This window comes from Paraburkholderia sediminicola (assembly GCF_046026855.1).
GTDB classification, from domain to species: domain Bacteria; phylum Pseudomonadota; class Gammaproteobacteria; order Burkholderiales; family Burkholderiaceae; genus Paraburkholderia; species Paraburkholderia sediminicola_A.
Genome location: NZ_JAQQET010000026.1, coordinates 99,524 through 122,914 on the forward strand (window position 1 = coordinate 99,524; position 23,391 = coordinate 122,914).

A 23,391-nucleotide genomic window follows, 5' to 3' on the forward strand; every position below is an offset into this window, starting at 1 on the left:
CTGAGTTACACCGCTGCGGGCTCGCGTGCAGCACCACTCAGGAACAACGCCGAAATCGCATCCGTCGACAACGGCTTCGCAAAGTAGAAGCCCTGCATTTCGTCGCACGCACGCTCTTTCAGAAAGTCGAGTTGCGCCGACGTCTCCACACCTTCGGCAATCACCTGCAATTTCAGCGAATGCGCGAGCGCGATAATCGCCGAGGTGATCGTTTCATCGTCGCCCGACACGCCGATATCCGACACGAACGAGCGGTCGATCTTCAAACGGTCCACCGGGAAGCGCTTCAGATAGCTGAGGCTCGAATAGCCGGTACCGAAGTCGTCGATGGCGAGACCGATGCCGAGTGCGTGCAGCTCGTTGAGCATCGACACCGCCTCCTCGGCATTACGCATGATGGTGCTTTCGGTGAGTTCGAGTTCGAGATACTGCGGCTCAAGACCTGTCTCGGCGAGCACCTGCATGACAAGCTTCGCGATATCGCGCTGCTGAAAAACGCGTGCCGACAGATTCACCGACACCCGTGTCGGCGGCAAACCTTCGTCCTGCCATGCCTTGTTCTGGCGACACGCCTCACGTAACACCCATTCCGACAGCGGCCCGATCAAGCCGCTTTCTTCGGCGACCGGAATGAACAGCGACGGCATCACCAGCCCGACTTCCGGATCGTGCCAGCGCACCAGCGCCTCGGTGCCGACAATCTGTCCGCTCTCGATATCCACCTGCGGCTGGTAGTGCAGCAGAAATTCGTTGTCGCGCAAGGCACGGCGCAAACGCCGTTCGAGATTCAGGCGCGCACCCGCGCTCGCATTCATCTCCGGCTGGTAGAACTGGAACGTGTTGCGGCCCATGTCCTTCGCGCGATACATCGCGAGGTCGGCCTTTTTCATCAGCGTTTCCGCGTCTTCGCCGTCCTGCGGGAAGAGGCTCGCGCCCATGCTGCAGCCGACATACAACTCGGTGCCGTCGAGCCACACCGGTTCGGAAATCGACGCGCGCACCCGCTCCATCCACGCGATCAGCGACTGCTCGTCCACGGTATCGGTCATCACAATGACGAACTCGTCGCCGCCGTGCCGCGCCACCGTGTCGGTGGTTCGCGAGCAGCGCGCGAGCCGCTCGGCTACCACGCTCAGCAAGCGGTCGCCCACGCTATGGCCGAGGCTGTCGTTGACGTTCTTGAAGCCATCCAGATCGATGAACACGACCGCAACGCCCTTGTGATGCCGCTGCGCCACGATTAACGCATGCTGCAGACGATCGCGCAGCAGGTTGCGATTCGGCAGCCGCGTAAGACTGTCGTAGTTGGCCTGATATTCGAGCTGCTCCTGATAGCGGATCAGGTCGGTCACGTCGTTGATTACACCGATGTGATGCGTGATCACGCCCTCCGCGTTCGGCACCGGTGCAATGAACAGCTGATTCCAGAACAGTGCGCCGTCCTTGCGATAGTTGCGCATCACTGCGCTGACTTCACGGTTCGCCTCGAGCGCTTGACGAATTAACGCGACGCCTTCCTGGGCGCGGTCGTCGCGCTGCAGCACACGGCAATCCTGGCCGATCACTTCGGCGGGATCGTAACCGGTGATACGCTTGAATGCGGGGTTCACGTATTCGATCAGATTGCCCGACGGCGATGGCGCGGTAATCAGAATCGCGTTGACGCTGGCATCGAGTGCGCGGCTTTGCAGACGCAAAGCCAGATCGGCGCGCTTGCGCTCGGTAATGTCCGTGTAGGAACCGAGCACGCCAATCACGCGGCCGTCGTTGTCGGTGAATGGCAGCTTGCTCGTGACCGTGGTGCGGTGCACGCCGTCGATCACCACATCGACCTCGAAGTTCATCTTCGGCACGCCAGTGGTCACCACCTCTTTATCGTGCCCGTTCAGCAGATCGGCGAAGGCGCGCCAAGGCATGTCGCTATCACTCTTGCCCACCACCTGCTCAGGGTAAGAGAGCCCCGCATCGCGCGCGAACGCCATGTTGCAGCCGAGATAGCGCGACGCCTGGTCCTTCCAGAAAATCCGCTGCGGAATATTGTCGATCACCGTCTCAAGCATCTGGTTCGAGCGCTGCGCTTCGGCTTCGGCGTTGATCTGTTCAGTGACGTCATCGGCCAGCACGAAGAAGGAGGCGTGGCCCATGAAGTTGATCGCGTGATACGAAATGTCGGCGCTGATCATTGAACCGTCCTTGCGCCGGTGATGCCAGACGCCCGCCATTGTGCGGCCCTGTTGCAGGACGTCGCTGCGCTGCAGATGCGATTCGAGACGCGAGATTTCGGCATTCGGCCGGATCGCGCGAATCGTCATGCCGAGAAATTCGCTTTCCGTGTAGCCGTATTGCTGGATCGCAGCCGCGTTCACGGCGAGAAAGCGCAGCGTCTCGCGATCGAAAATGTACATCGGTACCGGATGATCATCGAACAGGCCGCGAAACCGTTCGTCGTTGCGGCTGAGTGCGCGGACGCTGCGCAGTTTCGCGCGCGCGCGGCTTTCGCGGGCGCCGAACGTGAAGATCAGGAGTGCGCTGCCGGCCAGCATCGTCACGATCAGCAGGAACATGGCACGCTGGGTCTCGCTCGTGGATGCCGCGAGCGACGCCTGCAACGCCTGATCCTCCTGCTTGCGTAACGTCGCCAGACCGGCTTCCACACGGTCGAGACCCAGCCCGAGATGCGTATAGGTCGACGCCGCCCACGCGCGCGGTTCGGTCGGCGTGGCGCTGCTGCTCTTCAACAGCGCGTCGTCGATGTCGCGTTCCAGCGCGTGACTGTCCGCACTCAGCCTCGCGAGCGTGTCGAGCATGGCCGGTTCGGCGGCGAGCTCTGTGCGTAATTCGCGCTCCAGACCGGCCAGCGAGGCCGCCGTGGCAGTGGCCTCATTGACAGGCGCAGCCTCACCCGAGGCTTCGAAACGACCGAGCGCGGCCAGCCCGCCGTCGAGCGCCGTATGGTAGGCGTCGAGATGCTGACGCACGCTCGTCGAACGCAGCATGCGTGCGTCGGCGTCGCGCTGCCCGCAAATCTGCGTATAGGCGACGAACGCGTTCGCGCCGACTGCCGCGGCGACGACTGCCAGATTGATCAGCAGCCGCTTCGATAAAAAAGGAGTCATGGGTTCCGAACGTCAATCGTTCTGAGGGCGGGAGCGCGGGGTCGCTTTCGACGCGTCGGGTCGCATCGAGTCGAGTCTTTTTACACGCCAACCCATGGATAACGGCAGGGTTCGGAACAGGTTGAGGGGGTATCGCGAAATAATTCGCGGGTTTGGCGGGGGCGGCTGGCCGGGGGTGCCCGGCCGGGATGCCTGGCCAGTCGCACGTAGCCAGCAGCGCCTAGCCGGCCGCACCTAGCCGGCCGCGCCAAATTCCTTCATCGCGGGAATGAAGTCGTGGTTGGCTTCCGCCTTGCGCGACAATTTGGCGAGTACGTAGCGCTTGAACGGTGCGAGTTCGGCCCACTGAGCGACGCCAGGCGCGGGCAGGCCGGCTAGTCCTGCCTGGCGCGCGACACCATCCGGGACGGCATCGGCACGACGCCAGGCGGGCGCCTCCTCCGGCGTGAACCACTCCGGTTCGACGTTGGCGTGCGTGCGCAGCATTTCGAACAATGCATGATCGAAATTCGGCTCGATTTCCGCGTCTTCTTCGACCGGGAAACGCGCCAGCAGCTTGCGATCCTCGAGCGGCAGCAATTGCCACTGCTCGAGCGTAATGCGCAGCCCGAAGCGATCGAGATTGAAGCGCACCGACATCGGGATGTAGGTGAAATTCTCCGAAGACGCGACTTCGAAGTTGAACAGAAGCGGTGCTTCGTTGAGTCCCATGACAGTATTCCTCTTGAGTGACGGGCAACGCGCAAGCCCAGCTTGAGGTATTTTAGAACCTTATTCGCGCGATAGCGGCATGGTCTGGCACCGCTTCGCGCCGCCGGACAAGCCTGCAAGCCTCTCAAACGCGCGCAGCATGAAAGGAGTGAAGTAATTGAACGAACTGGAAACAGCCGGGCAGCCGGGCGCGGTGGAGCGACAAGTGCACCGGCATCGCGGTGCAGCGGTCGAAACCGTCACGGATCACGTCGGTCAGGAGTGGCCGGTTGCGCTCGTCTTCAACGGCATCTCGCACGCAGTGATGATGTGCACGCCGCGCGACCTGGAAGCGTTCGCGGTCGGTTTTGCGATTTCGGAAGGGATCGTGGAACGCGGCAGCGACATTCAGGACATCGAGGTCGAGCTACACGACGATGAAGAATTGCCGCATGCCGAAGTGCAATTGAAGGTGGTGCAGCAAGCGTTCGTCGCACTGAAGGAAAAGCGCCGCGCGCTTGCCGGGCGCACCGGCTGCGGCGTATGTGGGATCGAAAGCATCGATCTGCTGGATCTGGAACCGGAACGCGTACCGGACACCGGTTTTCTGCAACGCCTCGCGCCGGATGCGATTGCTCGTGCCGCTCGCGAGTTGCCGGAACACCAGGCATTGACGCGGCTGACCGGTGGGCTGCACGCTGCCGCATGGTGCGATGCGGCGGGCGCGATCCGCTACGCGTTCGAAGACGTCGGCCGTCACAATGCGCTCGACAAGCTGATCGGCCAACTGGTGCTCGACCGCGCGGATACCAAGGAAGGTTTTGTGTTTCTGTCGAGCCGCGCCAGCTACGAGCTGGTGCGCAAGGCGGCGCGTGTCGACGTGCCGATGGTCGCCACGATTTCGGCGCCGTCGTCGCTGGCGATTGCGATTGCCCGCAAGGCAGGCGTGCGGCTTGTCAGCTTCTGCCGGGAAACCAGCTACGTCGACTACGACACATTGCAGCCGACGCAACCTTGAACGCTCAAGGCGCCCGAAGTATTTTCAGGTGCCTGAACGCAGCCCACTCAATCGAACTGCCGGAAGTCCGGCTTGCGCTTCTCGAAGAACGCCTTGAACGCCTCGCGCGCTTCCGGCGCGAGCAGCATCTTGCCGAAGTGCACCGCTTCTTCGGTCATCTGCGTTTGCAGTTCCTGGCGGCTCGCACGCTTCATCAGACTTTTCGTCACCCGCAGCGACGACGCCGGCAGCGCCGCCAGCTTCGCCGCTTGCGCAGCTGCGAATGCATCGACTTCAGCCACGGGCAGCACGCGATTCACGAAGCCCATGCGTTGCGCCTCGGCGGCGTTAAATGCTTCGCCGAGCAGCAGCTTTTCCGCTGCTGCCTGATAACCGGCCACGCGCTGCAACAGCAAACTCGACGCCGCTTCCGGACACAACCCGAGTTGCGTGAACGGCAGCGAAAAGCTCGCTGTATCCGCGGCATAGACCAGATCGCAGTGCAGCAACAGCGTCGTGCCGATGCCGACCGCCGGGCCTGCCACCGATGCCACGACCGGCTTCTCCGCCGAACTGATCGCGCGCAAGAACTGGAACACCGGAGCATTTTCGCCACCTGGCGGCGTCTTCATGAAATCTTCGAGATCGTTGCCGGCGCTGAAAATACCCACGCTGCCGCGAATCAGAATCGCTCGAATCGACGCATCGCCGTGCGCTTCGACCAGGGCATCGGCCATCGTCTGATACATCGCGGCCGTGATCGCATTTTTCTTGTCGGGCCGGTTGAAGGCAATCGTCAGTACGCCATCGGCGCGCTCGACCAGAATATCCATTGTCATCTCCTCGTACTCCTGGTTGCTGCTGAATGGAAAAAACGGTTCGCAAGCCACGCGGCCTGCGAACCGTTTCTGCGGTCCTTGGGGGATCACCGCAAGGACCATGGCAAACACGATTACAGACGTTCGATGATGCCCGCTGCGCCCATGCCGGTGCCAACGCACATCGTCACCATGCCGTACTTGAAGTTGCGGCGGCGCAGGCCGTGCACAACCGTCGAGGCACGAATCGCACCGGTCGCACCCAGCGGGTGGCCGAGCGCGATCGCGCCGCCGAGCGGGTTGATCTTCGACGGGTCGAGACCGAGGTCCTGAATCACCGCCAGCGATTGCGCGGCGAACGCTTCGTTCAGTTCAATCCAGTCCATGTCGTCGATCTTCAGGCCGGCGGCCTTCAGTGCAGCCGGAATCGCCTCCTTCGGACCGATGCCCATGATTTCCGGCGGCACGCCGCGCACGGCGAAGCTGACGAAACGGGCGAGCGGCGTCAGGTTGAATTCCTTCAGCATCTTTTCCGACACGACGATCAGTGCACCCGCGCCGTCCGACGTTTGCGAGCTGTTGCCCGCCGTCACCGAACCCTTGTTCGCGAACACCGCGCGCAGTTTTGCCAGACCTTCCAGCGACGTTTCCGCACGCGGGCCTTCGTCGAGCGCGATTTCACGCGTCTTGATACGCACTTCGCCGGTAGCGAGGTCGGGGAAACGCTCGGTAATCGTGTACGCGGCGATTTCGTCGTTGAACTCACCGGCTTGCTGCGCGGCGATCGCGCGACGGTGCGATTCGACGGAGAACTGGTCTTGTGCTTCGCGGCTGATCTTCCAGCGCTCGGCGACCTTCTCGGCGGTCAGGCCCATGCCATAGGCGATGCCGATGTCTTCGTTGCGATCGAAGATATGCGGCGACATCGACGGCTTGTTGCCCATCATCGGCACCATGCTCATCGATTCGCATCCGCCCGCGATCATTGCGTCGGATTCGCCGACACGGATACGGTCAGCCGCCATAGCCAGCGCGGTCAGACCCGACGCACAGAAGCGGTTCACCGTGACACCGCCGACCGTGTTCGGCAGGCCCGCCAGCAGCGCGCCCATCCGCGCGACGTTCAGCCCCTGTTCCGCCTCCGGAATCGCGCAGCCGATGATGGCGTCTTCGATCACCTTCGTATCGAGACCGGGCACTTGCGCCACGGCCGACCTGATGGCGTGCACCAGCAGTTCGTCCGGGCGCGTGTTTTTGAACATGCCGCGCGGCGCCTTGCCGATCGGCGTACGGCTCGCGGCGACGATGTATGCGTCTTGCAATTGCTTTGTCATTTAAAGCTCCTATGTCGACGGGAGTTAGCGCTTTAGCGCTTACTCCCGTCCCATGCAGTCTTATCGCGATCGATCGGAGTTGGTGCTTCAGCGCCTTACTCCGATCCCATGCTCGTCGCTTAGTTGCGTACCGGCTTGCCGGTTTGCAGCATGCCCATGATCCGTTCCTGCGTCTTTTGCGTGCCGAGCAGATCGACGAACGCTTGACGCTCGAGTTTGAGCAGCCATTCTTCGTCGACGAGGCTGCCTGCTTCCACGTCACCGCCGCACACTGCTTCCGCGATGCGGCTGGCGATCAGGTAATCGTGCTCGCTGATGAAACGGCCGTCGCGCATGTTGACGAGCGATGCCTTGATGGTCGCAATCGCCGAACGGCCGGCCACCGGCACTTGCGTGACGCGCAGCGGCGGACGGTAGCCCGCGGCGGACAGCGCACGCGCTTCCTTCTTCGCGATGTCGAGCAGTTCGAACACGTTGAAGACGATCGTATCGGACGGCTTCAGGTAGCCCATTGCGCGGGCGTCGAGTGCGGAGGCCGAGACCTTCGCCATTGCCGCGTTTTCAAACGACTTCTGCACGAACTTCAGCAGGTCGTTGGTCGCGCCGGCTGCGCTCGCGGCTTCCGCTGCGCGCAGTGCCGCTTCCTTCAGACCACCGCCTGCCGGCACGAGACCCACGCCGACTTCGACCAGACCGATATAACTTTCGATGTGCGCGACACGCTTCGCGCTATGCAGCGCCAGCTCGCACCCGCCGCCGAGCGCGATGCCCGACACAGCCGAGATGACCGGCACGCTCGCGTACTTCACGCGCAGCATGCCTTGCTGGAACTTCTTCACGAACGGCTCGATGCCCTTCGCACCGCCCATCATGAACGCAGGCATGGCTTCTTCGAGGTTGGCACCTGCGGAGAACGGGCCGCCTGGCGTGCCGAGTTTCAGCGACGTCGGCTGCCACACGACAAGACCCTTGTAGTCCTTCTCGGCCAGTTCGATGGCTTGCGTCAAACCGTCGATCACCGACGGTCCGATTGTGTTCATCTTGCTCTTGAACGACACGATCAGGACGTCGTTCTCGCCTGCACGATCGTCGACCCAGGCGCGCACGGCGTCGGTTTCGAACAGCGTCTTGCCGTAGGTCTTCGGATCAGCCGAGGTTTCGCCGACCAGCGGTGCACGGAACACCTGCTTGTCGTAGACGGACAGCGACGAACGCGGCACGAACGTCTTCGAAGCCGGCGACCACGAACCTTCGTTCGTATGCACACCGCCCTTCTCTGCAACCGGACCTTCCAGCACCCACGACGGCAGCGGCACATTCGACAACGCCTTGCCTGCCGCGATGTCTTCCTGCACCCATTCGGCGACCTGCTTCCAGCCGGCCGTTTGCCAGCCTTCGAACGGACCTTCGTTCCAGCCGAAGCCCCAACGGATTGCGAGGTCGACGTCACGTGCGTTGTCAGCGATCGATTCCAGATGCACGCCGATGTAGTGATACACGTCGCGGAAAATCGACCACAGGAATTGCGCTTGGGGGTGCTCCGATTCACGCAGCAACTTCAGACGCTCTGCCGGCGGACGCTTCAGAATACGGCCCACCAGATCGTCGGCTTTCGCTCCGCCGTCGACATACTCGCCCGTCTTCGGGTCGAGCACCTTGATCGCCTTGCCTTCCTTCTTGTAGAAGCCGCCACCGGTCTTCTGACCCAGCGCGCCCTTCTTCACCAGTTCAGCCAGCACAGGCGGCGTTTCGTAGACCGGGAAGAACGGATCGTCCTTCAGCGTGTCCTGCATCGTCTTGATGACGTGCGCCATCGTGTCGAGACCGACCACGTCAGCCGTGCGGAACGTTGCCGACTTCGCGCGGCCCAGACGTGAGCCCGTCAGGTCGTCCACTTCGTCGAAACGCAGACCGAACTTGGCGGCTTCGGTAATCACGGCGAGGATCGAGAAAATACCGACGCGGTTAGCGATGAAGTTCGGCGTATCTTTCGCCCGCACGACACCCTTGCCGACCACGCTCGTCAGGAACGATTCGAGTTGATCGAGGATTTCCGGACGCGTCGCTGAGGTCGGGATCAGTTCGACCAGGTGCATGTAGCGCGGCGGATTGAAGAAGTGCACGCCGCAGAAGCGTGCTTTCAACTCATCCGAGAAACCATTCGACAGCTCAGTGATCGACAGACCCGAGGTGTTGGTCGCGAAGATCGCATTCGGTGCGAGGTGCGGCGAGACCTTCTTGTACAGGTCGTGCTTCCAGTCCATGCGTTCGGCGATCGCTTCGATCACGAGGTCGCACTCGGCGAGCTTCTCGATGTCGTCGTCGTAATTCGCGGGCTGGATGTACTGCGCGTCGTCCTTCACGCCGAACGGCGCGGGCGACAGCTTCTTCAGATTCTCGATCGCCTTCAGGGCAATCGCGTTCTTCGGGCCTTCCTTGGCGGGCAGGTCGAACAGCAGCACGGGCACCTTGGCGTTGATCAGGTGCGCAGCGATCTGCGCGCCCATCACGCCGGCGCCGAGCACGGCTACCTTGCGAATGATCAGATTGCTCACGTCGTTCCTCCGGGGAGTTATGCGGTGTCGCGAAGGTGTCTCTTATGTTTCGCGATGTGTGGCTTGTGGCGGTGGAAGGCGCCACGCCGCTTGAGGGCGTGGCGCTTGCCGGAAGGGTTGTGCCTTAGAACAGCGACTCTTCGACGTCCATCATCGACTTCGAGCCGGCGCGTGCCTGACGGATCGTCATGGCCGTTTCCGGCAGCAGCTTCGCGAAGTAGAAGCGTGCGGTAGCGAGCTTCGCCTTGTAGAACGGATCGCCCGATGCTTCGTTGTCCAGCGCGATACGTGCCATGCGCGCCCAGAAGTACGAGAACACCAGATGGCCGACGGTGCGCAGATACGGCACGGCGGCGGCGCCGACTTCGTCCGGGTTCTGCATGGCCTTCATGCCGATTTCCATCGTCAGCTTCTGCACCTTTTCACCAATGTCGGCGAGCGGGTTGATGAACTCCTGCATTTCCGGCTTCACGCCTTCGGCTTCGACGAAATCCGACACCAGCTTGCCGAATTTCTTCATCTTCGCGCCCATGTCGCCGAGGATCTTGCGGCCCAGCAGGTCGAGCGCCTGAATCGCGTTGGTGCCTTCGTAGATCATGTTGATACGCGCGTCGCGCACGTACTGCTCCATGCCCCACTCGGTGACGAAACCGTGGCCGCCGTAGATCTGCATGGCGTGGTTGGTGCTCTCGAACGCGTTGTCCGACAGGAACGCCTTCAGGATCGGCGTGAGCAGCGCGACCAGATCCGCAGCTTCTTTACGCACCGATTCGTCGGCGTGCGACAGTTCCTTGTCGATGTGCAGCGCGGACCAGTACGAGAATGCGCGCGCGCCTTCGGCGTACGCCTTCTGCGTGAGCAGCATGCGGCGCACGTCCGGGTGCACGATGATCGGGTCAGCGGCTTTTTCCGGCGCCTTCGGGCCGGTCAGCGAACGCATCTGCAGACGCTCTTTCGCATACACCAGCGAGTTCTGGTAACCGATTTCGGTCAGGCCCAGACTCTGCATGCCGACGCCCAGACGCGCTGCGTTCATCATCACGAACATCGCGTTCAAGCCCTTGTTCGGCTCACCGACCAACCAGCCCTTCGCGTTGTCGAGGTTGATCACTGCGGTCGCGTTGCCGTGAATGCCCATCTTGTGTTCGATGGAGCCGCACTTCACGCCGTTGCGCTCGCCCGGTTCGCCGGCCTCGTTCGGAATGAACTTCGGCACGATGAAGAGCGAAATACCCTTGGTGCCATTCGGTGCGCCCGGCAGACGCGCGAGCACCAGGTGAACGATGTTCTCCGCGAGATCGTGTTCGCCGCTGGAGATGAAAATCTTCGTGCCGCTGATTGCGTACGAGCCGTCGCTGTTCGGTTCGGCCTTGGTGCGCAGAATGCCGAGGTCGGTGCCGCAGTGCGGCTCGGTCAGACACATCGTGCCGGTCCAGACGCCCGCGACCAGCTTCGGCAGATAACGTTGCTGCAGTTCCGGCGTGCCGTGCGCATGCAGACATTCGTACGCGCCGTGCGACAGGCCCGGGTACATCGTCCACGCCTGGTTCGCCGAGTTCAGCATTTCATACAGCGCGTTGTTGACGAACGCGGGCAGGCCCTGGCCGCCGTAGTCCGGATCGCAGCCGAGTGCCGGCCAGCCGGCTTCCACGTATTGCCTGTAGGCTTCCTTGAAGCCCTTCGGCGTGGTCACGACGCCGTCGCCAACGTAGGTGCAGCCTTCCTGGTCCCCGCTGTGATTGAGCGGGAACAGCACTTCGGAGCAGAACTTGCCGGCCTCTTCGAGCACGGCGTTGATCGTGTCCGCATCGAGATCCGCGTGCTTCGGCATCTGCTTGATCTCGGCTTCGACGTTAAGCAGCTCGTGCAACACGAATTGCATGTCGCGCAGCGGCGCGGCGTACTGTCCCATGACTCTCTCTCCCAAGTTTGACAAGGAGCCAGGCCGTTAGCTGAGTCCGTGGATCGGATCTTTCAGCGCCGCTGAATCTGCTTGAAGTTCGGCGGTTCTGCTAACGGCTTTCGCTCTGATACGAAACAATCAATTTTTCCAGCGCGGCCCAGGTGAGACGCACTGCATCCGGCAAATGCAGGAAGCGCGCGTCGTGATGCAGGCCGAGCGTGACGCTGTAAAGTTCGAACAGCATCAGCTGCGGATCGGTATCAGCGCGCAGATGCCCTTCTTCCATTGCCTGCGAAATTGCACGCGTGAGCGCCGCACGCCAGATCGTTACGCTCGACACCAGTTGCTCACGCACCGGGTTGTCCCCGCGGTCGTCGTACTCGACGGCGCCGCTGATGTAGATGCAACCAGTCGTGACTTCCTGAATGCGTTTCTCGATCCAGCGGGAAATCATCGCGCGCAAGCGCGGCAATCCACGAGGCTCGCGCAAGCTCGGGAAAAACACCTCGTCTTCAAAACGACGGTGGTATTCGCGCACGACTTCGACCTGCAAATCCTCGCGCGACCCGAAATGCGCGAACACACCGCTTTTGCTCATCTGCATGCGCTCGGCCAGTAATCCAATCGTCAGACCTTCCAGTCCGTCGCGGCTTGCCAGATCAAGTGCTGCTTCGAGAATCGCGACTCGTGTTTGTTCGCCTTTTCGCATAGCTTTTTACCGTTCTAATGTGACCGAAAGAAAATCGAACGGCCGTACTATTATTGAGTGCCGCCGTCCGCGAAACAAGGACTTTATTAGAAACCGGTTTCTAACCCGGTTTCAATTCTGCGGCATCCGTCAATCGGAAGAAGGAGATTTTTTAGAGGCGTTTGCCTTCTTTTGTTTCCTTTCATTGACGCCGCGCCCTTGCGCCTTACGTGAGAAAGAAAGAAGCGCTAGTCATAACCGCCCACCGTCAACAGCTTCATCACAGCCCTGTAGCTGGTATAAGCGAGCCAGTTGAGGAGGCGCTCGCCAGCCGGACGGGCCTCGTAGCGCGCCTCGTCGATCCGGCGTGAATCCTTGAACGCGACGAGAATCGCTTCGCGCAGCGCACCGATCGACGGGTCGTTCACCAGCACCACGTTGGCCTCGTTGTTGAGCATCAGGCTCAATGCGTCGAGGTTCGACGAACCGACTGTCCCCCAGTTCGAATCCACCACCGCAACCTTGCCGTGCAGCAGGGTTTTCTCGTACTCGGCGATCTGCGCGCCGGCTTTGAGCAGCGCACGATACAGGAACGGCACCGCGTAATCGAGCGCCTTGAATTCCTTGCGCCCGATGATGAGCTTCACGTCGACGCCGCGCCGCGCCGCGAACACCAGCGCGCGCCGCAGCTTACGACCCGGCATGAAGTACGGGTTGGCCAGCAGCACTTCGCTGCGCGCCTGGCCGATCGCGGTCAGGTACGCCTTTTCGATGGCGCGGCGGTTGATCAGGTTGTCACGTGCGACGAAAGCCACGCACGGCTGACCGCCGGCCCATAGCGCCTCGTTGCGGTTACGGCGCCGTCGGCGCAGCGTGCCGAGCGACGCCATGGTTTTCGGCCCGAGATCGGGTTCAAGCGACTCCAGAGGCCGATGGCCGAGGCGAATGCGCCGCCATTGCAGATCGAACGCCTGGCGGATATCGGCGACCACCGGCCCATGCAGTTCCACCGCGAAATCCCAGCGCCGGTAGGGCAGCTTCTCGCCATTGTTCTCGTAATCGTCGACGATGTTGATGCCGCCGCAGTAGCCGAATTGGTCATCCACCACCGCGATCTTGCGGTGCGTACGCGAGAAGCCGAAGCGGCCGAACAGATGCGGGTTGTAGATGCGATGGTCGATGCCGGCGAGCGGCCATTCGTTGAACATCTCGAGGCGCGCGGTGCCGATACCGTCGGTAATCACGCGCACCGTTACGCCGCGTGTGGCCGCGCGCTGCAAAGCCGCGCTGACGGCCTGCCCTGCGCTGTCGTTACAGAAGATATAGGTTTCGAGAACGACGTCGCGCTGGGCCGCGTCGATGCGTTCGATCAGTGCGGCAAAGAATTCGTCGCCGGAACGCAGTAGCTTGACGTCGTTACCGCTGGTGAAACGGTAGCGCTGCCAGTAGCGGCGGCCGAGCAGCGATTGCCGGAGTCGCGCAAAACGGCGCGCGCCGCCGACGCTCACCGGGCACGCCCCTCGGGCTGGCCATTCAGGCGCCCAGCGAGCCGCTTCGGCAATTGCAGGATCGCATCCGCATTCGACGACGAAAAACAGCGCGAGGCGGCCTCTTCGTAAGGCAGCCACAGGAACGCGGTGTGCTCGCGCGGCGCGAGTGTCACCTCGAGTTGCTCGGGCACTTCCAGGCTGAACCAGTGCTCGGTGTTGTGGATCACACCCTCGGCATAGCGATGCCGGAATTGCGGATAGATCTCATATTCGATCGAGTACTGCCAGTCGAACAGCGCGCTTTGCGGCACGAGCGTCGTGCCGACCACGATGCCGGTTTCCTCGGCAACTTCGCGCGCCGCGGTCTCAACGAAGGGTTCGTCGAACTGGTCTTTCGAACCGGTCACTGATTGCCAGAAATCCGCGTGATCGGCACGCCGGATCAACAGCACGTCGAGCGCGGGCGTATGGATGACGACGAGTACGGATTGCGGGATCTTCGGCGGTTTCGGCATGGCGTAAAAACTGGGCGCAACGCTTGCGCGGTACATGTCGGCGAGGGGTCCAATGATCGGTGGGGATCGGTTGCTTCGACTGTAACGCAAAAAACGAAAAAGGCGCATCACGCGCCTTTTTCGTTTGCTTCTTCGTTCCACTGTGGCTGCCAGTCTTCAGGCAGCCAGCGTTCGGCCCAGCTTAGACCTTCGGTTCCGGCTGACGCAGACGGATGTGCAACTCGCGCAACTGGCGCTCGTCCACTTCGCTCGGCGCCTGCGTGAGCAGACACTGCGCGCGTTGCGTCTTCGGAAACGCGATCACGTCGCGGATCGAATCGGCGCCGGCCATCATCGTGATGATGCGGTCCAGACCGAATGCGATACCGCCGTGCGGCGGCGCGCCATATTGCAGCGCGTCGAGCAGGAAGCCGAACTTGGCTTGCGCTTCTTCCGCGTTGATCTTCAGCGCGCGGAACACCTTGCTCTGCACTTCTTCACGGTGGATACGCACCGAACCGCCGCCGATTTCCCAGCCGTTCAGCACCATGTCGTAGGCCTTGGCGAGGCAGCGCGCCGGATCCGTTTCCAGATACTCGAGGTGCTCGTCCTTCGGGCTTGTGAACGGGTGATGCGCGGCGACGTAGCGGTTGTCTTCCTCGTCGTACTCGAACATCGGGAAGTCGACCACCCACAGCGGCTTCCAGCCGGATTCAACCAGGCCGTTGGCCTTGCCGAATTCGGAATGACCGATCTTCAGACGCAGTGCGCCCAGGCTGTCGTTCACCACCTTCGCGCGATCCGCCGCGAAGAAAATGATATCGCCGTCTTGCGCGCCGGTGCGCTCGATGATCGCCTTGACCGCTTCGTCGTGCAGGTTCTTGACGATCGGGCTTTGCAGACCGTCACGGCCCTTTGCCACTTCGTTGACCTTGATCCACGCCAGACCCTTCGCGCCATAGATGCGCACGAATTCCGTGTAGCTGTCGATGTCGCCACGCGAGAGCTCACCACCCTTCGGCACGCGAATCGCCGCGACGCGGCCATCTTTCGTGTTGGCCGGCGTGCTGAATACCTTGAAGTCGACGTCCTTGACGGCATCCGTCAGGTCCGTGAACTCGAGCTTGACGCGCAAGTCCGGCTTATCCGAACCGAAGCGGCGCATGGCTTCCGAATACAGCATGACCGGGAATTTCTCGTCGAGCGAAACGCCGATCGTTTCCTTGAAGACGTGACGGATCATCGCTTCGAACAGATCGCGGATTTCCTGTTCCGACAGGAACGAGGTTTCGCAGTCGATCTGCGTGAATTCCGGCTGACGGTCGGCGCGCAGGTCTTCGTCGCGGAAGCACTTGACGATCTGGTAGTAGCGATCGAAGTTGGCGACCATCAGCAACTGCTTGAACAGTTGCGGCGACTGCGGCAACGCGAAGAACTGCCCCGGGTTGGTACGCGACGGCACGAGGTAGTCGCGCGCGCCTTCCGGCGTGCTCTTGGTGAGCATCGGCGTTTCGATGTCGATAAAGCCCAGCGAATCCAGGTACTTGCGCACTTCGATCGCGACGCGGTAACGCAGACGCAGGTTGTGCTGCATCTGCGGACGGCGCAGGTCGAGCACGCGGTGCGTGAGACGCGTGGTTTCCGACAGGTTGTCGTCGTCGAGCTGGAACGGCGGGGTGATCGACGGGTTCAGCACGATCAGCTCGTGGCACAGCACTTCGATCTTGCCGCTCTTCAGCGACGCGTTCGTCGTGCCTTCCGGGCGAGCGCGAACCACGCCCTTGATCTGCAGGCAGAACTCGTTCCGGACGCCTTCCGCCGTCTTGAACATCTCCGCGCGATCCGGGTCGCAGACGACCTGAACGAGGCCTTCGCGGTCGCGCAGGTCGATGAAGATGACGCCGCCATGGTCGCGGCGGCGGCTCACCCAGCCACACAGCGAGACGGATTGGCCCAGCAGTTCTTCGGTCACCAGACCGCAGTATTCAGATCTCATCGACATGATGTTTGTCTTTCGTTTTGCATTGGTTGAGCGGCGCGCTGCAGTGAAACACTGCGCACCGGCATTACAGCGGAGGCTCGACTGTCGTGCGGCGCACCGGCGCCGGAGGCGCGGACGGCGCCACGACGCCCATCGAGACGATGTACTTGAGCGCGGCGTCGACCGTCATGTCGAGTTCGATCACTTCGCTCTTGGGCACCATGAGGAAGAAGCCGGACGTTGGGTTCGGCGTAGTCGGCACATACACGCTGACGTGATCTTCTTTCAGGTGGTTGACCACGTCGCCGCCCGGAATGCCGGTCAGAAACGCAATCGTATAGGAACCGCGGCGCGGGTACTCGATCAGCAGCGCCTTGCGAAACGCATTGCCGCTGCTCGACAACAAGGTGTCCGACACCTGCTTCACGCTGGTGTAGATCGGGCCGACCACCGGAATATGAGCAACCACGACTTCCCACCACTTCACGAGCTTCTGGCCGATGAAGTTTTGCGTCAACAGCCCGACGACAAAGATGAACGCCAATGTCAGCACTGCGCCGAGGCCCGGCAAACGGAAGCCGAGCGCGCGTTCCGGCTGCCATGAGGTAGGCAGCAGCAACAGCGTCTGGTCCATCGTGCCGATGATCAGGCCGAGCACCCATAGGGTGATAGCCAGAGGCACCAGCACCAGCAGGCCAGTCAGGAACACCGATTTGAGCGTCGTTTTTTTCGTCGTCATGTGTACCGCCAGAAAGCCGCGCGAGCCGATATCCGCCGCGCGGCGTGTGCGCCGCCCCTGAGGGCGGCCGTCCCACTAGGTGCTGCCGGGACCGCTCGAACTCGCCGGTGCGGCCGGTGCGGCAGCAGGCGTTGCGGCTGCGCCCGATGAAGCGGCGGCGGCCGTGCCGTTGGCCGGAGCCGTGTCGGATTTCGCTGCGCCGTCATTCCCGGCTGCGGCGGTTTCGCCCGAATTCGCATTCGAGCCGCCATTCGCGTCGGGCTTGGCCGGCGCGCCCGCGCCACCGTTGCCGCTGCGAAAATCGGTCACATACCAGCCGGATCCTTTCAACTGGAAACCGGCTGCAGTCACCTGCTTGCGAAATGTGTCTTTCCCGCACTCGGGACATTGCGTCAACTGGGGGTCGCTCATCTTCTGAAGCACGTCCTTCCCAAAACCGCATGACTCGCAACGATAAGCGTAGATCGGCATGATCTTTTCCCTACTGAAATCTTATAAACGCTTGCAAAGCCTTGAATTATAGCCGCAAACGACACCCCTTCCCTGGATTTCGGGGACAAGCGCCGGACGCAGCCGCCGTCCACCTAAATGGGGGCGGCTGCGCTCGAATCAAGTCTGGCCCGCGCCACCGCCGGGTGCGGCAGCGTCTTCAATCACGACGGCGCCAGGTCAACCAGCGCTCGCGTCCAACAAAGACGGCAATGGAATCACTTACGGCTTCGTCTTCGATCAGATCGAAGTACGGCGTGAGCAACGCGTCGAGTTCAGCACGCTCGATACCGAACGGCGGCCCTTTCGGCGTCGCGCCGATGAAATAGAAGCCCGCCAGCAACGCGCCAGCTGGCAACAACCCGGCCATCCGTTGCGCGTAGTCTGCACGGCGCGCCACCGGCAGCGCGCAAAGGAATGCGCGCTCGTAGATCCATGCCGGCGTGAACGGCGGTCTGTAAGTGAAGAAGTCAGCCTGCTCGACCAGCGGCGCATGCTGCGTGCCCAATTGCGCGCGCGCTGCCGCTACGGCGGCCGGCGAGAAATCGATTGCCCGGACCGGATTGCCTTGCTGCGCTAGCCATAGCGCTTCGTAGGCACTGCCGCAGCCCGGAATCAGTACCGCAGCGTCGCGATGCCGCGCGGCGAACGACTGGAACGCCGACGGCACGCCCGCCTGATCCCACGGCGTGAAATGGCGCTCGAAGCGCTCGTCCCAGAATGCCGGCGAGTCGGGGTCGCGGGTCGCGAAATCGGGCGCAGAAGGCAGGTTCGGGTCGCTCATGGAATGCCTCGTGTGGATCAGGATCGGGATCAACCGCCGTAGGCGAACGCCAGAAACGCCCGCGCCAGCACCGCGCCGACGCCGACCGCCACACCGAACAGCAGCAAGCCCTGCAACAACCGGTTGGTACGCTTTTGCTCGAGCAGAATCTGGCGAATCATGTCGTCATTCGCGCCGCGCGTATTGTCGTGGCGTCCGGCCAGCACATGGTGGATCAGGCGCGGCAACTGCGGCAGCGTCTTGCTCCACTGCGGCGCCTCGATCTTCAGCCGCTCGTACCAGCCGCGCAGACCGATCTGTTCGTTCATCCAGCGTTCGAGGTAGGGCTTGGCCGTCTTCCACAGGTCCAGTTCAGGATCCAGCGAGCGGCCGAGCCCTTCCACGTTCAGCATGGTTTTTTGCAGCAACACCAGTTGCGGCTGGATTTCCACGTTGAAGCGGCGCGAGGTCGAGAACAGGCGCATCAACACCTGGCCGAGCGAAATATCCTTCAACGCGCGGTCGAAGTAAGGCTCGCAAACGGCGCGGATCGCACTTTCCAGTTCTTCGACTCGCGTAGTAGGCGGTACCCAGCCTGACTCCAGATGCAGGGTGGCGACGCGGTGGTAGTCACGCTTGAAGAAGGCGAGGAAGTTCTGGGCAAGGTAGTTCTTATCGAAGTCCGACAGTGCACCGATAATGCCGAAGTCGAGCGCGATATAGCGGCCGAAGTGCGCTGGATCGAGGCTCACCTGAATGTTGCCCGGGTGCATGTCGGCGTGGAAAAAACCATCGCGGAACACCTGGGTGAAGAAAATCTCGACGCCTTCGCGCGCCAGCTTCGGAATATCGACGCCAGCCGCGCGCAGCGTCTCCACCTGGCTGATCGGCACGCCGACCATGCGCTCCATCACCAGCACGGTGGGCGTGCAGAACTCCCAGTACATCTCCGGCACCAGCAGCAGATCGAGCCCGGCGAAATTGCGACGCAACTGACTGCCGTTGGCCGCCTCGCGCATGAGATCGAGTTCGTCGTGCAGGTATTTGTCGAATTCGGCGACCACTTCGCGCGGCTTGAGGCGCTTGCCATCGGCCCACAGGCGCTCGGCCCATACGGCGATGTCGCGCAGCAAGGCCAGGTCGGAGTCGATCACCGGCAACATGTTCGGTCGCAACACCTTGACGGCGACAGCCTTGCCCGCGTGCTGCCCTGCTTTCACCTTCGCAAAGTGCACCTGTGCGATCGATGCACTCGCCACCGGCACCCGCTCGAAATCGTCGAACAGCACGTCGACCGGCGCGCCGAGCGACTTCTCGACCAGCCCGATCGCCACCGCCGAATCGAACGGCGGGACCTGATCCTGCAACTTGGCCAGTTCGTTTGCGATATCCACCGGCAGCAGATCGCGCCGCGTGGACAACACCTGGCCGAACTTGACGAAGATCGGTCCGAGGCTTTCGAGCGCGAGCCGCAAGCGCACGCCCGGAGGCGCGTCGAACTTGCGGCCGATCGTGGTGATACGCAGCAGCAGACGCACGCGCCGATCATTGACGCGGCTGAGCATCATCTCATCGAGACCGAAGCGGATGACCGTGAAGAAAATCTTGAGGAAACGCAGAAAACGCATAGTTGTGCCCGATGACTAGCGCGTGCCGCGCAACGTGGCGGCGCCGCCCGGCGCATCGGCGCCGCGGGCTTCGACCTTCTGTTCAAGACGCTCGATGCGCTTTTCCACGCGCGCCAAAGCATCGCGGGCGCGCGCCAGTTCGACGTTGAAGTCCTCCAGCGCGGCACGCCGCACCAGTTGCGGATTTTCATCGAGCAGGTATTCGGCGGCTGTGTCGAGCAGATTGCGCCCGGTACGCCGCGCATGTTGGCCGACCGTGCGCACGACCGACGCCACCCGCCACGCCGGACCGTCGCCGATCAGCTTCGCCAGATCCTCTTCCGGCTCCCAGCGCAGATGCTCGGTGAGCTTGGCGATCACAGTCGCAAATTCGGCGTCGCCTTCGATCTTCACGTGTTTCATCACGGCGGCCTGGCCGCCTTGCACGAAGGCCGGCAGCGCGTCCGACGGCACCGAGATGGCCACATCGAACTGCTGCGCATCGGTTTCGTCGACCGCGCCCAGGTAGCCGTCCGGTTGCACCAGCAACATCAGCACGACAGGCGGACAGGACAGTCTGGCGGTCTTGCCCGCGTAGGGGGCGAGGCGCTCGCGAGCCCACGATTCGCGGGCGAGCAGATGATTGACAGCAGCAGCGAAGGGCTTGGCGGCAAGGGTCATTGAAAGTGGCAAGAAAAAACCCGCGCAGGCGAGGTGCCCGCGCGGGTTCCTATTGTAACGTCCGTTCGCTTCGCGGCCTGCTATGCCGAACGGCCAACGTTCTGTGCGAAATCAGGGCGAGCCGTGCAGCCTCGGCGCTGTTCCGCTACTGCCTCAGTGCTGCGCCACCTGCTGAATCCCGGCCAGCAGCCAGCCTTCGCCAGGCCGGTTCGACTTCGACAGGTTCCAGACCTCGACGAACGGCTCAGCCGCTGCACCCGCCGATTCGCGGATCAATCCCGAGAACCGCACGCTGGCGAAGTATTCGGTCGTACGTTCTTCAACGCCCAGCAATTCCGCGTTCAACTGCACCACGTCGGTCTGATTCGACTCGGCACCGCGCGACGAGAGATCGACCTTCACTTCGGCGAACATTTCCGGCGTAGTGAATTCACGGATGTCTTCCGTGTTGCCGACGTCCCATGCGGCTTGCAGACGCACGAAGTACACCTTGGCGTTACGCAGGAACGCTTCCGAATCAAAGCCGGCCGGCACTGCCGGGGCGGTGTTGATGGACGGCGTGGTGAGCGGGCTGCCTTGCGGTTCGAGATATGAGCCAGTGGGCGAAGCGGTGTAACGCGGTTCCTGCGTGTAGCCGGTACCGCCTGCATTCAGCGACGGCGAGCCGCCTGCGTACGCCGGGTGCGCCGCGTCGCGCTTGCGGCCCATGAAGCGCCGGATCAGCCAGATGCCGATCATTGCAATGACCGCGATCACGATGATATTGGCCATAGCGCCGGCAAACGCGCCGCCCAGACCGAAATGCGACAGCAATGCGGCGATACCGAGACCGGCCGCCAGACCGGCGATCGGCCCAAGCCAGCGCGAGCGGTTAGGCGCGGCGGCCGGAGTCGGCGTAGGCGCCGGAGCAGGCTGCGCACGCTGCTGCATCGCCTGATTGCTTTGGGAAGGTTGCGACGGGGTCGACTGCTGCTGAACCGTGTTCGACTGACGGCCAAGACTACGCCCGCCGCCCATGCGGCGGGCTTCCGCATCGAGCGAGGCGAGAGAGCCGGCCATGATCAGACCGACCATCGCGATCAGTCCGATTCTTCTCACCAATGACCTCGTAACCTTACGGGGAGATAACACACCTGAATCGGACATTTTCGTACTTTCCTTTAAAAATCGATGGGTTAGGAACCCTAGTATTTGGTCCCCACATGTAAAGCTACCACGCCAGCTGACAAATTGTAATATTTGACGCCGTCCAGGCCCGCTTGTTCCATCATTGTTTTTAAAGTTTCCTGATCCGGATGCATCCGGATCGATTCCGCCAGGTAGCGGTAGCTCTCCGCGTCCTTCGCAAACCGGTCGCCGAGCCACGGCAGCACCTTGAACGAATAGACGTCGTAGACCTTTTTAAGCGGATCCCACACCTTCGAGAACTCCAGCACCAGCAGACGGCCGGCCGGTTTCAACACGCGACGCATTTCGGCCAGCGCCACATCCTTGTGTGTCATGTTGCGCAAACCGAATGCCACGGTGACCACGTCGAAGTAATTGTCCGGGAAGGGGATCTTTTCGGCGTCGCAGAGCAGCGCCGGTGTGATCACGCCCTTGTCCAGCAGGCGGTCACGGCCCACGCGCAGCATCGATTCGTTGATGTCGGTGTGCCAGACTTCGCCGGTTTCGCCCGCCTGTTTGGCGAACGCTTTCGACAGATCGCCCGTGCCCCCCGCAATATCGAGCACCTTGAAGCCCGGCCGGACGTTGGCCTGGGCGATCGTGAACATCTTCCATGCCCGGTGCAGCCCGCCCGACATCAGGTCGTTCATCAGGTCGTAGTTGGAGGCGACCGAGTGGAATACACCGGCCACCTTTTGCGCTTTTTCCTGTTCGTCGACCGATTGAAAGCCGAAGTGGGTTTTGCTCATCGCGCTCGTCCTTTCGCGTATTCTGAAATGTTGCGCCGCATCAGTGCGGCGATCAGGGCGAATCGTATCAGTGACAGTGCCCGTGCGCAGCGCCGGCTGGCGCCATTGCCGCATCGCGGTCGACGCCGGCCGCTGCCAGTTTGGCGAGATAGTCGCGCCAGAGTTCATCCTGACGGGTGGCCATGTCGTGCAGGAGGTCCCAGGAATAGATGCCGGTGGCGTGCCCGTCGGAGAAAGTTGGCTGCACGGCGTAGTTGCCAACGCCTTCGATCATCGTGATCGTGACGTCGCGTTTACCGGTTTGCAGCGTCTCCTGGCCGGGCCCGTGACCCATCACTTCGGCTGACGGCGAATACACGCGCAGCAGTTCGAACGGCAAGCGATACGTTTCGCCGTTTGCGTATTGCAATTCGAGTACGCGCGATTTGGAATGCACGACCATGCCGGTCGGCACCGGAGTATCGGGAGTCAGTCCAGCCATGATGACCTCATAAGAAAACACCGGGCCGCGCCAGGTTGTCCGCCCCGCAAGAAGTCCCCTTGGGGGATTGGGGGATTGGCCCACTCGGGGAGCCCGGCGCAAAGCGGCAGGTTCGGGGATGCTCAGCCAAGAGCCTGTTCGATTTCCTGTCGCACCGCCTCGCGCAGCAAAGTGGCTTGCGCGCGGCGCGACGACAGCAATGCTTCGGACACCGTGCGTTGGCGCGGCGCCCAGACTGGCAGCGGAAAATGAGCGTCGTTCGAAAACCGCGGAATCACATGCCAGTGCACGTGTGGCACCTGGTTGCCGAGGCTCGCCAGGTTGACCTTCACCGGCTGAAGAATGCGCCGGATCGCACGCTCGACCGCGTACACGGCCTGCATCACGCGATCGCGCTCGGTTCCGGCGAGATCGGAAAACTCGGCGACATGCTTGTTCCAGATCACCCGGCAAAAGCCCGGGTAATCGTGTTCGTCGGCGAGGACCACACGCAGGGTGTCGTCCTGCCACAGCACGTCGCCGCCATCTTCAAGGCAAAAAACGCAGTCCATCGTCGTCCTCAGGCAAAAATCGTCAGTCGTGCCATTAAACCAGCACGCGCTCGATTCCGCCATTGTTCGCCCGCTGGACGTAGTCCGCCATCCAGTCC

21 protein-coding genes are annotated in these 23,391 nt (G+C 62.1%); 1 reads left to right on the forward strand and 20 read right to left on the reverse strand.

What is annotated here, in order from left to right:
- Positions 1-5: 5 nt before the first annotated feature.
- A complete protein-coding gene (locus PQR40_RS26350; protein ID WP_408510152.1) occupies positions 6-3,116 on the reverse strand; it encodes a sensor domain-containing protein in 3,111 nt (1,036 codons plus the stop codon).
- Between the two features lie 234 nt (positions 3,117-3,350).
- Positions 3,351-3,827, reverse strand: a complete 477-nt coding sequence (locus PQR40_RS26355; RefSeq protein WP_408238775.1) for a nitrate reductase associated protein — start codon at positions 3,825-3,827, stop codon at positions 3,351-3,353.
- A gap of 157 nt (positions 3,828-3,984) precedes the next feature.
- Here PQR40_RS26355 and fdhD point away from each other — a divergent pair, with 157 nt between their 5' ends.
- Positions 3,985-4,824 carry a formate dehydrogenase accessory sulfurtransferase FdhD gene (gene fdhD, locus PQR40_RS26360; RefSeq protein ID WP_408333246.1) on the forward strand — a complete coding sequence of 280 codons (840 nt, stop codon included), beginning with the start codon at positions 3,985-3,987 and terminating at the stop codon, positions 4,822-4,824.
- A gap of 47 nt (positions 4,825-4,871) precedes the next feature.
- Here fdhD and PQR40_RS26365 read toward each other — a convergent pair whose 3' ends face one another.
- The 18 genes from PQR40_RS26365 to PQR40_RS26450 form a co-directional block, all read right to left on the reverse strand.
- Positions 4,872-5,642, reverse strand: coding sequence for an enoyl-CoA hydratase (locus PQR40_RS26365; protein WP_408333249.1), 771 nt, complete (start codon positions 5,640-5,642; stop codon positions 4,872-4,874).
- Positions 5,643-5,755: 113 nt separating this feature from the next.
- Positions 5,756-6,955: an acetyl-CoA C-acyltransferase gene (locus tag PQR40_RS26370; protein WP_408333252.1), complete on the reverse strand. Its 1,200-nt coding sequence runs from the start codon at positions 6,953-6,955 to the stop codon at positions 5,756-5,758.
- A gap of 119 nt (positions 6,956-7,074) precedes the next feature.
- Positions 7,075-9,510, reverse strand: coding sequence for a 3-hydroxyacyl-CoA dehydrogenase/enoyl-CoA hydratase family protein (locus tag PQR40_RS26375; protein ID WP_408333255.1), 2,436 nt, complete (start codon positions 9,508-9,510; stop codon positions 7,075-7,077).
- Between the two features lie 124 nt (positions 9,511-9,634).
- Positions 9,635-11,422, reverse strand: coding sequence for an acyl-CoA dehydrogenase C-terminal domain-containing protein (locus tag PQR40_RS26380; protein WP_408510153.1), 1,788 nt, complete (start codon positions 11,420-11,422; stop codon positions 9,635-9,637).
- A 100-nt stretch (positions 11,423-11,522) separates the two neighbouring features.
- Positions 11,523-12,122: a TetR/AcrR family transcriptional regulator gene (locus PQR40_RS26385; protein WP_169490252.1), complete on the reverse strand. Its 600-nt coding sequence runs from the start codon at positions 12,120-12,122 to the stop codon at positions 11,523-11,525.
- A gap of 227 nt (positions 12,123-12,349) precedes the next feature.
- Positions 12,350-13,609 carry a cardiolipin synthase ClsB gene (gene clsB, locus PQR40_RS26390; protein WP_408238758.1) on the reverse strand — a complete coding sequence of 420 codons (1,260 nt, stop codon included), beginning with the start codon at positions 13,607-13,609 and terminating at the stop codon, positions 12,350-12,352.
- Positions 13,606-14,142 (reverse strand): dihydroneopterin triphosphate diphosphatase, encoded by a 537-nt coding sequence (nudB, locus tag PQR40_RS26395; protein WP_408333258.1) that lies wholly within the window; start codon positions 14,140-14,142, stop codon positions 13,606-13,608. The genes clsB and nudB overlap by 4 nt, the downstream gene beginning before the upstream one ends.
- A gap of 145 nt (positions 14,143-14,287) precedes the next feature.
- Positions 14,288-16,087, reverse strand: a complete 1,800-nt coding sequence (gene aspS, locus PQR40_RS26400) for an aspartate--tRNA ligase (protein ID WP_408238752.1) — start codon at positions 16,085-16,087, stop codon at positions 14,288-14,290.
- 64 nt (positions 16,088-16,151) lie between these two features.
- Entirely contained in the window at positions 16,152-16,805 is a 654-nt protein-coding gene (locus tag PQR40_RS26405) for a DUF502 domain-containing protein (RefSeq protein ID WP_408510154.1), read from the reverse strand.
- 75 nt (positions 16,806-16,880) lie between these two features.
- Positions 16,881-17,276, reverse strand: a complete 396-nt coding sequence (locus tag PQR40_RS26410; protein ID WP_408238748.1) for an FmdB family zinc ribbon protein — start codon at positions 17,274-17,276, stop codon at positions 16,881-16,883.
- Between the two features lie 178 nt (positions 17,277-17,454).
- Entirely contained in the window at positions 17,455-18,078 is a 624-nt protein-coding gene (locus tag PQR40_RS26415; RefSeq protein WP_408510155.1) for a methyltransferase domain-containing protein, read from the reverse strand.
- 29 nt (positions 18,079-18,107) lie between these two features.
- Positions 18,108-19,685: a ubiquinone biosynthesis regulatory protein kinase UbiB gene (gene ubiB / locus PQR40_RS26420; protein WP_408238741.1), complete on the reverse strand. Its 1,578-nt coding sequence runs from the start codon at positions 19,683-19,685 to the stop codon at positions 18,108-18,110.
- 15 nt (positions 19,686-19,700) lie between these two features.
- Complete coding sequence (locus tag PQR40_RS26425) at positions 19,701-20,345, reverse strand: ubiquinone biosynthesis accessory factor UbiJ (protein WP_408510156.1); 645 nt, start codon at positions 20,343-20,345, stop codon at positions 19,701-19,703.
- Between the two features lie 153 nt (positions 20,346-20,498).
- On the reverse strand, positions 20,499-21,491 hold the full coding sequence (locus PQR40_RS26430; RefSeq protein WP_408238735.1) for a Tim44 domain-containing protein: 993 nt from the start codon (positions 21,489-21,491) through the stop codon (positions 20,499-20,501).
- Between the two features lie 38 nt (positions 21,492-21,529).
- Positions 21,530-22,261, reverse strand: coding sequence for a bifunctional demethylmenaquinone methyltransferase/2-methoxy-6-polyprenyl-1,4-benzoquinol methylase UbiE (ubiE, locus tag PQR40_RS26435; RefSeq protein WP_153137354.1), 732 nt, complete (start codon positions 22,259-22,261; stop codon positions 21,530-21,532).
- Positions 22,262-22,328: 67 nt separating this feature from the next.
- Positions 22,329-22,742 (reverse strand): gamma-butyrobetaine hydroxylase family protein, encoded by a 414-nt coding sequence (locus PQR40_RS26440; protein WP_408333272.1) that lies wholly within the window; start codon positions 22,740-22,742, stop codon positions 22,329-22,331.
- A 122-nt stretch (positions 22,743-22,864) separates the two neighbouring features.
- Positions 22,865-23,293 (reverse strand): HIT family protein, encoded by a 429-nt coding sequence (locus tag PQR40_RS26445; RefSeq protein ID WP_408333275.1) that lies wholly within the window; start codon positions 23,291-23,293, stop codon positions 22,865-22,867.
- A gap of 34 nt (positions 23,294-23,327) precedes the next feature.
- A complete protein-coding gene (locus PQR40_RS26450; RefSeq protein WP_408510160.1) occupies positions 23,328-23,384 on the reverse strand; it encodes a DUF3400 domain-containing protein in 57 nt (18 codons plus the stop codon).
- Positions 23,385-23,391: the final 7 nt, after the last annotated feature.